This is a genomic window from Pseudonocardia sp. DSM 110487 (assembly GCF_019468565.1).
Taxonomy (GTDB): domain Bacteria; phylum Actinomycetota; class Actinomycetes; order Mycobacteriales; family Pseudonocardiaceae; genus Pseudonocardia.
In genome coordinates, this window is sequence record NZ_CP080521.1 from 7,088,509 (window position 1) to 7,100,209 (window position 11,701).

Consider the following 11,701-nt stretch of genomic DNA (forward strand, 5'->3'; position numbering starts at 1 on the left):
CCAAGATGAGCGGCCCGCATCGGCCCGGCATCTGCTCCCTCGCCAGTTCCCACACCCGGAATCATCCCACGGCGCCTTGATCAGGCTGGCGACGCATTCACACCTAACAAACAATCTCTGCTCACCCAATGACGGCTTGACCATTTCGCACATTCGATGTGATTCCCGCAGCGGGCAGGCCCGGGGTCAAGCGGATCGCGCCGGTGGCTTCGTCGCGCGGCTGGCTGATTGCCTCTCGGCGCGTGCCGGGCACGATCAATCACACGAATCAGGTGACACCCGCTCACACGGCTGGTCTCTAGCGTCTGATCGTAGGCACACGTGAGGAGACCACGGATATGAAGGCAGTGCGGTACAACCAGTACGGCGGCGTTGACGTCCTGCAGGTAGAGGACGTCCCGTCCCCGTCACCCGGCCCCGGCCAGGTGCTGGTGCAAGTCAAGGCGGCAGGCCTCAACCCCGGCGAGGCTCACACCCGGGAAGGCCTCATGCAGGCGGTGTATTCCGTGACGTTCCCGGCGGGGCAGGGCCACGACCTGGCCGGGATAGTGGTGTCGGTGGGCGAGGGCGTTACCGAGGTCGCCGCTGGTGATGAGGTGATCGCCTGGGTGGATCCGCTATCGAGCCAGGCGCAGTACGTGGTCGTGGAGGCGGACCACCTGATCCCGAAGCCCGCTGGCGTGACATGGGAGGTCGCAGGCGCGCTCGCGTCCGCGGGGTTCACCGCTTGGGCGGCCGTCCGGGCCGTGGAGCCGGCCGCAGGGGACACGGTGGTCGTGGCGGGGGCGGCCGGCGGGGTCGGCTCGATCGCGGTCCAGCTGGCCGTGCGGGCCGGGGCGACTGTGATCGGCCTGGCGAGCGAGTACAACCACGACTGGCTGACTGCGCACGGCGTGACCCCGGTGGCCTACGGACCGGGCGTGGCCGACCGTATCCGGGCAGCGGCGGGGTACGGCAGGATCGACGCGTTCATCGACACTCAGGGCGCGGACTACGTCGAGATTGCGCTCGACGACCTGGGCGTCGCACCCGGGCGGTTCAACACGATCGTACGGTTCGACGCGGTGCAGACGCACGGCGTCAAGTTCGAGGGGTACGAGGTCGGCATTAGCTCCGGCGCTGCGGTGCTCGCGGAGCTGGCCGGCCTGATCGCCGCCGGCGACCTGGAGATCCCGATCGCCGCGACCTACCCGCTGGCCGAGGTCCGCAAGGCCTTCGATCAGCTTGAGGGCGGCCATGTCCGGGGCAAGATCGTCTTGGTCGCTTGAAGGCCCGTAGTACTCCGCAGTCAGCGCACACCACGAAGGAAGAACCATGCAGGTCGACAGCGGTGGCATCAAGCTGAACGTCGAGCTCCACGGGCCAGAAGAAGGGAAACCGGTCTTGCTGTTGCACGGTTTTCCGGACACCGGCCGCGTGTGGTCCAAGCAGATAGCGCCACTCACCGAGGCAGGCCTCCGGCTGATCGTCCCTGACCAGCGAGGCTACGGCCGTTCGGACAAACCGAGCGACATCGAGGCGTACAAGATCACCAGTCTCACCGCCGACGCGGTTGCCATCCTCGACCAGCTGGGCCTGGAGAAGGCGGCTGTCGTTGGGCACGACTGGGGCGCGAACGTGGCGTGGAGCATGGCCACGTTCGCCCCGCAGCGGGTTGACCGGCTGGCAGTGCTTTCGGTCGGCCACCCGTCGGTGCGTCGGCCTGGCAACATCCTGGAGCGGCAGAGGACCTGGTACATGCTGCTCTTCCAGTTCGAGGAGATCGCTGAGCGCTGGCTGTCCGAGAACGAATGGACGAACTTCCGGAACTTGTTCCAACACCCCGACGCCGACGCCGTGATCGCCGATCTGGAAGCCAGCGGGTCCCTGACCCCGGCCATCAACTGGTACCGGGCCAACTTCCACCCCAAGATGCTCGTCGGGCCGGCGCCAGAGTTTCCCAAAATCACCGTGCCCACGATGGGGATATGGGGTTCAGCCGACTTCAACGCGGGCGACGAACGAATGGCCGGCTCCCACGAGTTCATCGCCGCTCCCTGGCGCTACGAACGGCTTGACGGACCAGGCCACTGGCCGCAGTGGGAAGCCCCCGATGAGGTCAACCGGACTCTCCTGGATTTCCTCACCTCCTAGCCCCGCCGTTTCGGTTGGGACGGTGAGGCTGGCCGGAAGAAGCTCGGGAAGGACGCCGCGCTGTCGCGGGTGTGGCGCCCGGGGCTCGTCGACATCGGGCCGCTGACGATCCACGACCTGCGCCACACCTACGCGTCGTGGCTCATCCAGGACGGGGTGTCGATCGAACAGCTCAGCGGGCTCCTCGGGCACGCCCAGATCTCCACTACGCAGCGCTACTCACACCTCGGGCAGACCCAGTGGAGCAAGGTTCGCGCGGCGCTTGACGCAAGGGCTGCCCCACTTCTGCCCCACAACGATCAGATCTCGATCATCGAAGATCCACAAGTTCGCGGTTTGCGTAGGTCAACCGGCTAGTTCCGGTGGGGCGGGTGGGACTCGAACCCACGACCTGACGGATTATGAGTCCGCTGCTCTAACCAGCTGAGCTACCGCCCCGACCCCGCGAGGCTACCGAACCCCCACACCCCTCTCACCGAAGCGGTCACATACCCCACCAGGACCAGGCGCACAGGGCCGGGCCTGCGCGCGGAGGCGCCGCAGGTATGCGCCGGGCCGTCGGCGTCGCGATGAGTCCGCACACCGGAAGCAGTCATACCCCGCGAGACCGGCCCCCAGCCGGTCCGGACGTGCGGAGAGCCATGCCGAGCACGATCCAGTCGTTGATCATCACGAAGGACCTTCCGCGCCTGCTGCGCTTCTACGAAGGCCTGTTGGACGCGACCGAGACGACCCGGCTTCCTGAGGACGGGCCGATGTTCTTCGTCGGGCTGCGGGTCGGGAACTCGGAGCTCGGGCTCGTCAGCGACGACGGCGCGGCGGCCGACGCGGGGCAGCGCATGCTGATCAGCGTCGCCGTCGACGACGTGGATGCGCTGCTCGACCGGGTGGTGGAGTTCGGCGGGCGGGTTCTCGGGCCGCCGACGGACATGCCGTGGGGGCAGCGGGTGGTCCACATCCACGACCCGGACGGGAACGCGGTCAACCTGACCCACCAGCTCTGATTTCGAATTGCTGCCGGGGCGGCGTTCGCCGACCAAGGGGAGATGGTCGCCAGTCGATCTCCAACAGCAACCATCCGCCCTTGATCGCCGCTGCCGGATACGACGACCTCGCCCGTACTGCACTGTGCCGGTGCAGTACGGGCGAGCTCCGCCAAGGCGTGGACAGCCGGCAGCTCAGCGGGTGAGGGCGTGGGCGCGCTTGCGCGCGTCCTTGGCCAGCCCACCGGCCTGGTGCGCCACCTCGCTGCCCACCGCGGACACACGGGCGGTGAGGGGGGTGGTCCGGTCCAGCCGCTTCGCCGCGCGCTTCCGCAGCTGGGCACCACGCTTCTCGGCCGCCTTCTGCAGCTGGGTGCTGCGCTTCTCGGCGGTCTTCTGCAGCTTGGCGCCCCGCTTCTCCGCCCTGCGGCGGGCCTTGGCGGTGCGGCGCGACACCTCGGCCGTGATCTCGTCCGCCAGCGACGAGAGGTCCGAGCCGGTCCGCGAAGCACGCGAGGAGACGGCAGCGCCTGCGGCGGGAGCGAGGCCCGCGAGGCCTGCGGCGAGTCCGGCGAACGTGCCACCGGCCTGGCGAGCCGAGCCGGAGACCTTGCCGCTCGCGTCGTGCACGGCGCCCGTGACGCGCCCGGTGACGTCGGCCGCCGCGCCCGTCACTGCGCCGGCCTGCGTCGCGGCGAGCCTCGCTGCCCTGCGTCCGCGCCAGCCGAGGGAGGGTTTGCCGTGGGTGTCGGCGGCGGCGATCAGGAGGCCGCCGAACAGGCCGACGTTCTTCATGAAGTGGACCTGCTGCTCCTGCTTGCGCGCCGGGTCGGACTCCTCCCAGAACCGGTGCCCGGCGAGCGTGGTCGGGACCAGCGTCGCCGCCAGCGCGGTGGCCGCGAGGCGGGGGAACTTGCCGAAGGCGAGCATCGTCCCGGCGACGATCTTCACGCCGGCGTCGAGCTTGATCAGCAGTTCGTCGTCGGGCCGCTGGTCGACCGGGGCGGCCTCGGTCGCCTTGTCGACCGCCGGTGCCACCGCGTCGAGCACCGGCTTGGCGGCCTGCGCGTGCGCCTCCGGGGCACGGAGGGCGTTGATGCCGCCCTGGATGAACAAGGCGGCGAGCATGGGGCGAGCGACTCGTCGAAGGAGCATGTCGAGCGCATCCCCGCGTAACGGGGCACCCAAACGCTGATTCGACCGAACGCTGTATCGATCAACGGGTGATGCCATCATTCGAGGGTGACGACCCCAAGGCTGGCCATCGGGCTCGACATCGGCGGCACCAAGATCGCGGGCGCTGTTGTCGACGAGCACGGCACCGTGGTGACGGAGATTGTCGAACCGACTCCGGAGGAGTCCGACGCCGAGTCGGTCACCGCCGTGCTGCTCTCGATGATCGAACGGCTCAGGGCGGAGCACGGCGTCGTCACGATCGGGGTCGGCGCGGCCGGGATCGTCGAGTGGCCCGCGGGCAAGATGCTGTGGGCCCCGAACAACTCCTACCGCGACTGGCCGGTGCGCGAGCAGCTGGAGAAGGTCACCAACCTGCCGGTCACCGTCGACAACGACGCCAACGTCGCCGCGCTCGCCGAGGCGCGGCTCGGAGAGCCGTACCCGAACATGGTGCTGGTGACGGTCGGCACCGGCATCGGCGGCGGACTCGTGATGGACGGCAACATCTACCGAGGGCCGACCGGTCTCGGCGCCGAGCTCGGCCACATCATCCTCAACCCGGACGGCCCCCGCTGCGGTTGCGGCAACCACGGCTGCTTCGAGGCCTTCGCGTCCGGCACGGCGCTGACGCGGATGGCGCGGGAGGCCGCCGAGGACGATCCGGAGGGCCTGATCGCGCGGATCGGCGCCGAGGACGGCGAGGTCACCGGGCACACGGTGCTCAAGGCGGTGCAGCAGGGCGACGAGGTCGCGAAGGACCTGTTCGCCCGGCTCGGCCGCTGGCTCGGGGTCGGCATCGCGTCGCTGGCGAACATCTTCGAGGTCGACGCGGTGGTCGTCGGGGGCGGTCTGGTCGAGACGGGCGAGCTGTTGCTCGCGCCCGCACGGCGGACCGCTCGTCAGTACGCGTACGCCCCCACCGCCCGCGGGGTCCCGCCCGTCGTGCCCGCGACGTTCGGCGGCGACGCCGGGAAGATCGGCGCGGCGCTGCTCGCGCTCGACCACGCCTGAGCCCGGTATCACCGGAGGTGCCCTGCCCCTCCATCAGTGCGTGGACCATCACGACCTGACCGGCTACTACACCTACCGCAGCCTGCTGAACCGGCCGGAACCGGCGGACGACTTCAACCGGATCCGGTTCGGGGAGGGCGATCTGTTCCTCTGGGTCGCGCCGGACGGCCGGATCCGCGGCACGCTCGGTTTCCCGGCCGACCCGCTCGGGCCGGAGAAGGACTTCATGGACGTCACCGGTCGGGTCACGAGCTGGGAGCCGGTGAGCATCGAGCTGGCCGGTCTCGGCCGGCCCGGCTCCGGAACGGCGGACTTCGACTACCGGTACCACGTGACGATCGCGCCGTCGTTCGCCGATGCGGTCAGGCAGCGGGCTGCCTTCGTAGGCTCGGTCCTGCGGGCCAAGCCGCACGGGACGGCACTGGCGGGTGCCACGGCCTCGATCGTCGCGGTCCGCCGGGACTTCCTGCCGCCGCGCGGCATCCCGGGCGTCGCGCTGCACCCCGACGCGGTCACGATGCTCGCCTCGCGGCGGCACCGGCTTCAGCACGCGGTGTGGCACACCGTCCGCGGACAGTGGCACGCGCTCAACGCCGACCAGACCGTGGTGCGGGAGATCGACCGCCGAGGCTGGTGGCCCACCCGCCCGCCGTTCCTCCCGACGCGGGTCCTCGACCTGGAGAACGGCGCGGGCGAGGACTTCCTGTTCATGCACCGCCGGATGATCGCGATGGTGCGCGAGGTCCACCAGCAGGCGGGCGCCACCGCGGCGAAGGGGTGGACCGACATCCCCACCCCGGCGACGCCGCAGACCGTGTACCGGGAGAAGACCGACTCGAACGGGACGCGGTTCGTGCTCGACGCCGACGCGTCGGGCTTCATGGTCCCGCCGCCCGCCCGGGACGACGACACCGACCGCTCCGTCAAGTCCCCCAGCTTCTTCACCGGGGTCATGCGACCGCTCGCCGGTCTGTTCCGGTCGCCGCGGTACCTGTCGGCGCTGACGCTGGGACAGCTGGGCAACCTGCTCGAGTTCACGATCCACGGCTGGATGCACGTGCGCTGGACCCACACCGCGTACACGGCGGACGGCGAGCCGATCGGCCGCGAGAACCTCTTCGACATCGACCCCCGGTGGGACGTTCCCTCGAACGACGACCTGGGCGACTTCTACTCCTCGCACGTCCACCCGGCGTTCTGGCGCCTCCACGGCTGGATCGACGACCGGATCGACGACTGGGCGGCGGCCAACGCCGGCCATGTCCGGCCCCGGACGCTGGACGGCGTCCCGTGGTTCGCCATCGACGGGCAGCGGGTGCTCGTCGAGGAGCCCTTCACCTGGCCAGGCCATCACGACCACGGGCATGGTGACGCGGACGTCCAGCTGATGGAGGAGGTCATGACGATCATGCGGGACGCCCTCGTACCGACGGAACGCGCAGTGAACCGGCCTGCGCGGCTGGCGTTCCGCGAGCTCCTCCTCGGGGTCACGCTGCCCGAAGATCTGTGACCCCACGGCGGTGAGGCCCGTCACTCACTAGGGTGGGTCCGTGACCCTGGTACTCGGGCCCGTGCTGCGCCACGTCGGCGAGACGACGGCGTCCGTGTGGGTCCAGACGGGGAGCGCGGCCACCGTGTCGGTGCTCGGATGCAGCGCGCGGACGTTCGAGGTGGCGGGGCACCACTACGCGCTCGTGCCCGTCACGGGGCTCGCCCCGGGCAGCGTGACGCCCTACGAGGTGGAGGTGGACGGCGAGCGGGTGTGGCCACGGGCCCCGAGCCCTTACCCTCCGAGCGTCATCCGCACACGCGGGGGCGCAGAGGCCCACCGGGTCGTCTTCGGGTCGTGCCGCTACTCCAAGGTGGGCGACCCGAAGCTGGCGGCGCAGCTCGGGATCGACGCGCTCGACGCGTACGCGGCGCGCATGGCCGGGCGGCCGCAGGAGGAGTGGCCCGACGCGCTCCTGCTGCTCGGCGACCAGGTGTACGCCGACGAGCTGACGCCCCGCAACCAACGCCGGATCGCCGCACGGGCCGACCGGCACCCGGACTGGCCGGACGACGAGATCGTCGGTTTCGACGAGTACGTCGGCCTGTACTGCGACTCGTGGACCGACCCGGAGATCCGGTGGCTGATGTCCACCGTGCCCACGGCGATGATCTTCGACGACCACGACGTGCGCGACGACTGGAACACCTCGGCGGCATGGCGCGCGGAGATGAGCGAGAAGCCGTGGTGGCGCGAGCGGATCCGCGCCGCGCTCGCGTCGTACTGGGTCTACCAGCACATCGGCAACCTGAGCCCGGAGGAGCACACGTCGAGCGCCGACTACCGCAAGCTCGTGGAGCACGACGGTGACACGTGGCCGTTGCTCGTGGAGCTCGCCGACCGCGCCGACGCCGAGGTCGACGGCGAGAAGGGCGTGCGGTTCAGCTTCCGGTGGGACCTCGGACGCAGCCGGTTACTGATGATCGACTCGCGGAACGGGCGGATCCTCGAGGGCGGCAGGCACCTCATGCTGAGCGAGTCGGAGTTCTCGTGGCTCGAGCGCCAAGCCACGGCACCGGGCGAGGTCGACCACCTCCTGATCGGGACGTCGGTCCCGTGGCTGCTGCCGCACGCGATCGGCGACCTCGAGACCGTCAACGAGATCGCCGCGGCCCGGCCCGGCCGGCGCGGCCGGCGGGCCGAGACCATCCGCCGGGCCGCCGACCTGGAGCACTGGGCCGCGTTCCGGGCCTCCTTCGACCGGCTCACCGCGATGATCGGACGCGCGGCCGCGAGCGGGGTCGCCACCGTCACGGTGCTCTCCGGCGACGTGCACCACAGCTACGTGGCGCGGGCGGACATGCCGGGAACCCCGGGGGCCCCGGTCCACCAGCTCACCTGCTCGCCGGTGCACAACAAGATCCACTGGTTCATCCGGCCGGGGTTCCGGCTCGCGTGGTCCCGGGTGGCGCGCCGGCTGGCCGAGCAGTGGGCGCTGCGTGCCGGCGCCGGGCCATTGCCGCTGCGCTGGCGGCGCCTGCTCGGGCCGCTGTTCGGCAACACGATCGCCACGCTCGACCTGGACGGACGCCGTGCGGAGGCGATCTTCGAGCAGCCGCGCTCGTCGGCGTCGCTCGTGGAGCGCGCCCGTCTCGATCTCACGCGATGAAGAGGTTCCCATGACGGTCACCGCCACCGAACCACCGTCCGCGATCGCCGGCCAGACCGTCGTGCTGCGGCCGACCACGCCCGAGCACGTGCCGGTGTTCCTCGAGATCCTGCGCCACCCCGAGATCGCTCCGTGGTGGGGCGGCTACGACCTGGAGCGGGTGCGCCGCGAGCTGCTGGGGCCGCAGGGCTACGCGATCGAGCTGGCCGGCGAGGTCGTCGGCCTGATCCTCTACCGCGAGGAGACCGACCCCGATCACCGGCACGCCGCGCTCGACCTCGCGTTGCATCCCGATCACCAGGGCCAGGGCCTCGGCTGCGACGCGCTGCGGGCAATGGCGCGGTTCCTGTTCCGCAGCCGCGGGCACCACCGGGTGACCATCGACCCGGCCGCCCACAACGAGCGGGCGATCCGCAGCTGCGCCCGTGCGGGGTTCCAGCCCGTAGGGGTGATGCGCCGGTACGAGCGGTCGACCGAGGGCGGGTGGCACGACTGCCTGCTGATGGATCTCGTCACCGACGACCGGCCGTAAAGCGCGAACTAGCCCGCGAACCACAGCTCTCCCACAGCGGCCCGGCCACGAGCCAGATCCCGACGACCACCCACACCCGTCCGATCCACCACGTGAGCGGGCCGGACTGCTCCGACGTGGCGACGAAGAGCACGAGCCCGCCCAGCACCACCGATGTGATCACAGCGGCGACGACCACGCGGTTCCACTCGCGCCACAGGTGCGCGACGCGCTCCGGGGTGCCCTTCGCCGGTTTCACCGGCGCCGGCCCGCCCGCGAAGCGGTGCGCGAACCGGACGTCGGCCCAGCGGGCGATGCTGGGTCCGAACGCGACGCTGAACCCGAGGTACACGCCGGCGAGCCCGTGCACGGACCGCGGCTCGGCGCCGTTCAGCAGGTCGAGCGTCACCGCGACGACCAGCACGACGTCGAGCAGCGGGATCGCGGCCAGCAGCAACGTGCTGAGCGTGCGCAGCCGCAGCAGGTAGCGCGCGACGAGACCGAGACCGAGCAGGATCCACAATCCGACCTCGCAGGCGAGGATCAGGGCGACGATCGGATTGTCCTTGACCAGTTGAATCAGATTCTCCACGTGGGTGCTCACGCGGACTTCCGACGGCGCTTACCGGCGGTCGACCGCAGCACCAGCAGCGCGCCGACGACGCCCATCGCGACGCTCACCGGCAAGTGCAGCGCGTCCGGGAGCAGGTGCAGCTGCAGCCACCACCCCTTGGATTCGCTTTCGGCAAGGCGGTTGATGACCCCGCCCACTCCTTGCACGATCAGGATGATCCCGATTGTCTCCAGCATTTGCCGAGATTCGCACCGTCCCCCCGGACGGCACATCGGGAGTTGGCTGTATCGCCCCGTCATTCCTTCGAACGACGGCTCAGAAGGGCGTGCGCTCCACCCAGGTGCGCCACGCCGCCTCGTCACCCAGCACGTGCAGGCGCGGGTCGTCGGCCGGTATCCGCCGCAGCACGGCCTGCAGGAGGTCGGCCGCGCTCCCCCGCACCGCGACGGCACCCTTGCCGTGTCCGTGCTCCCACGCGACGCGGCCGTCCTCGGAGCGCACCAGCCACTCGCCGTCGGCCCCGAGGCCGTCGTCGGTGGCGTGCAGGTGCAGGGTCGCGCCGTCGGGGAGAGCGGGGCCGTCGGCAGGGACCGGGCGGGCGGTCAGGATGTCGAGCCACTCGGAGACGCCGTCGGCGGCGAGCCCCGCCTCGATCTCGTACGGCACGCCGAGGGCGATCGCGGCGTCGGCGCGGTGCACCGTGGCTTCGTGCAGCCGCCGCCGGATCCACCATGCCGCGGGCTTCGGGCCGGTGAACGTCCAGACGGGGACCTCAGGGCCCGTGGTGGCGACCGTGTCGACCAGCAGCCGGGCGCTGTCGGCCAGCCAGCCGATCGGGTCGTCGGCGGGCGGCTTGCCGTTCGGCACGGTACGGGTGTCGACGCGCTCCTCAGCGCGCTCGCGCACGATCGTCGCCGCCCAGCGGTCGCCGCGGCCAACGTGCGTGAGCAGCTGCCGCAGCACCCATCCGGGACATGTCGGGACAGGGGTCTCGGGGTCGGCCGTAGCGAGAAGTTCACCCAGCCGACGATTCTCGTCGACGAGCGCATCCGCAGGGTTCATACCCTGACGCTAGACCTTTAGGGGTACTGGGGGTGCGCGCATGGCTGAGGACGGGACCGGGTAGGAAACGCATATGGCGCCAGAGAAACGGGAATGGTCGGTCCCCGGCCCGATCCGGGCACTCCTGTGGTGGCCCGGAGTCGCGTTCGTGCTGGTCATGGTCGCACCCGAGGCAGCGGCGGTGGGAATAGCCGCCTCCGGCGCCGGGCTGATGATGCTCGGTGCCGTCGTCCCGCTCGTGTCCCGGCGCCTGCGGCGCACCCGTTCCGCACCGCCACGCAGCATCGACGACCGGCCGACGGTCGAGCTGCCCACCGTCGAGCTCCCCCCGGTCGGGCGAGTCGCCTGAAGCTCATCGGGTCCGGCCGCACCGCCGACGTCTACGCGCTCGACGACCAACGGGTGCTGCGCCGGTACCGCGAGCCGGGCCGCGGGGAGGTCGCTCGCGAGGCGTTGGCGATGGCGCACGTCACCGCCCACGGCTTCCCCGCACCCGTCGTGTTCGGGGCCGAGGGCACCGATCTGGTGATGGAGCGACTGCACGGGCCGGTGCTCCTGGACGCCGTGGCGGCGGGCGACCACGACCCCCGCGACGCCGGCGGCATGCTCGCCGACCTCCACACCCGCCTGCACGCCCTCCCGTCCCGCTCGGGCGACCCCGAGGAGCGGGTGCTGCACCTCGACCTGCACCCCGCGAACATCCTGCTCACGTCACGCGGGCCGATCCTGATCGACTGGACGAACGCGACGGACGGTCCGCCCGACCTCGACGTCGCCCTCACCGCGGTGATCCTCGCCCAGGTCGCGGTCGAACCCGGACACGAGTACGCCGCCGTCGCGACGGACATGCTCACCGCCTTCCTCGGTGCGACGGACGAGGACCCGCTCGCCATGCTCGACCGCGCCATCGCGCGGCGCGCGGCCGACCGCTCGCTCACCGCGCAGGAGGTGGGCCTGCTCGACGGGGCCGCCGCCCTCATCACCGCCGCAGCGGGCTGAAGAACGCCCCCGCCCCAGTCCCGCCCTGGGTGGATCACGGAACCTCTAAACGTTGGCGAGACCAATGTTAGTGCTGCCAACGTTGCCCGCGTCA

Annotated in this window: 14 protein-coding genes and 1 tRNA gene; 10 read left to right on the forward strand and 5 right to left on the reverse strand. The window is 70.9% G+C overall.

What is annotated here, in order from left to right; genetic code table 11:
* Positions 1-338: 338 nt before the first annotated feature.
* From K1T35_RS33160 to K1T35_RS49875, 3 genes are all read left to right on the forward strand, one after another.
* Positions 339-1,268 (forward strand): NADP-dependent oxidoreductase, encoded by a 930-nt coding sequence (locus K1T35_RS33160; protein WP_220255707.1) that lies wholly within the window; start codon positions 339-341, stop codon positions 1,266-1,268.
* A gap of 46 nt (positions 1,269-1,314) precedes the next feature.
* The gene (locus tag K1T35_RS33165) at positions 1,315-2,133 is read left to right on the forward strand and encodes an alpha/beta fold hydrolase (RefSeq protein ID WP_220255708.1); all 819 of its coding nucleotides are present in this window, start codon (positions 1,315-1,317) and stop codon (positions 2,131-2,133) included.
* Between the two features lie 69 nt (positions 2,134-2,202).
* A complete protein-coding gene (locus tag K1T35_RS49875; RefSeq protein ID WP_220255709.1) occupies positions 2,203-2,490 on the forward strand; it encodes a tyrosine-type recombinase/integrase in 288 nt (95 codons plus the stop codon).
* 6 nt (positions 2,491-2,496) lie between these two features.
* Here the strand turns inward: K1T35_RS49875 and K1T35_RS33175 are convergent.
* Positions 2,497-2,571 (reverse strand) — tRNA-Ile (locus K1T35_RS33175).
* A 203-nt stretch (positions 2,572-2,774) separates the two neighbouring features.
* Here K1T35_RS33175 and K1T35_RS33180 point away from each other — a divergent pair.
* On the forward strand, positions 2,775-3,137 hold the full coding sequence (locus K1T35_RS33180; RefSeq protein WP_220255710.1) for a VOC family protein: 363 nt from the start codon (positions 2,775-2,777) through the stop codon (positions 3,135-3,137).
* Positions 3,138-3,311: 174 nt separating this feature from the next.
* Here K1T35_RS33180 and K1T35_RS33185 read toward each other — a convergent pair whose 3' ends face one another.
* Positions 3,312-4,244 (reverse strand): DoxX family protein, encoded by a 933-nt coding sequence (locus tag K1T35_RS33185; RefSeq protein ID WP_220255711.1) that lies wholly within the window; start codon positions 4,242-4,244, stop codon positions 3,312-3,314.
* A gap of 114 nt (positions 4,245-4,358) precedes the next feature.
* Between K1T35_RS33185 and K1T35_RS33190 the strand changes: the two genes are divergently transcribed.
* The 4 genes from K1T35_RS33190 to K1T35_RS33205 are packed head-to-tail and all read left to right on the forward strand — an operon-like array spanning position 4,359 to position 8,993.
* Positions 4,359-5,303: an ROK family protein gene (locus tag K1T35_RS33190; RefSeq protein WP_220255712.1), complete on the forward strand. Its 945-nt coding sequence runs from the start codon at positions 4,359-4,361 to the stop codon at positions 5,301-5,303.
* A gap of 40 nt (positions 5,304-5,343) precedes the next feature.
* Positions 5,344-6,813, forward strand: a complete 1,470-nt coding sequence (locus tag K1T35_RS33195; protein ID WP_220255713.1) for a hypothetical protein — start codon at positions 5,344-5,346, stop codon at positions 6,811-6,813.
* Between the two features lie 40 nt (positions 6,814-6,853).
* Positions 6,854-8,461: an alkaline phosphatase D family protein gene (locus K1T35_RS33200; RefSeq protein WP_220255714.1), complete on the forward strand. Its 1,608-nt coding sequence runs from the start codon at positions 6,854-6,856 to the stop codon at positions 8,459-8,461.
* 10 nt (positions 8,462-8,471) lie between these two features.
* Positions 8,472-8,993, forward strand: coding sequence for a GNAT family N-acetyltransferase (locus tag K1T35_RS33205; protein WP_220255715.1), 522 nt, complete (start codon positions 8,472-8,474; stop codon positions 8,991-8,993).
* On the opposite strand, the gene K1T35_RS33210 is transcribed toward K1T35_RS33205, so the two are convergent.
* From K1T35_RS33210 to K1T35_RS33220, 3 genes are all read right to left on the reverse strand, one after another.
* Entirely contained in the window at positions 8,974-9,576 is a 603-nt protein-coding gene (locus K1T35_RS33210) for a hypothetical protein (protein ID WP_255621014.1), read from the reverse strand. The genes K1T35_RS33205 and K1T35_RS33210 overlap by 20 nt on opposite strands.
* The gene (locus K1T35_RS33215) at positions 9,573-9,782 is read right to left on the reverse strand and encodes a hypothetical protein (protein WP_220255716.1); all 210 of its coding nucleotides are present in this window, start codon (positions 9,780-9,782) and stop codon (positions 9,573-9,575) included. Before K1T35_RS33215 ends, K1T35_RS33210 begins: the two co-directional genes overlap by 4 nt.
* Positions 9,783-9,861: 79 nt before the next feature.
* Complete coding sequence (locus tag K1T35_RS33220) at positions 9,862-10,608, reverse strand: maleylpyruvate isomerase family mycothiol-dependent enzyme (RefSeq protein WP_220255717.1); 747 nt, start codon at positions 10,606-10,608, stop codon at positions 9,862-9,864.
* 73 nt (positions 10,609-10,681) lie between these two features.
* Between K1T35_RS33220 and K1T35_RS33225 the strand changes: the two genes are divergently transcribed.
* On the forward strand, positions 10,682-10,957 hold the full coding sequence (locus tag K1T35_RS33225) for a hypothetical protein (RefSeq protein ID WP_220263317.1): 276 nt from the start codon (positions 10,682-10,684) through the stop codon (positions 10,955-10,957).
* A gap of 53 nt (positions 10,958-11,010) precedes the next feature.
* Positions 11,011-11,607 carry a phosphotransferase gene (locus K1T35_RS33230; RefSeq protein WP_370645180.1) on the forward strand — a complete coding sequence of 199 codons (597 nt, stop codon included), beginning with the start codon at positions 11,011-11,013 and terminating at the stop codon, positions 11,605-11,607.
* Positions 11,608-11,701 lie beyond the last annotated feature (94 nt).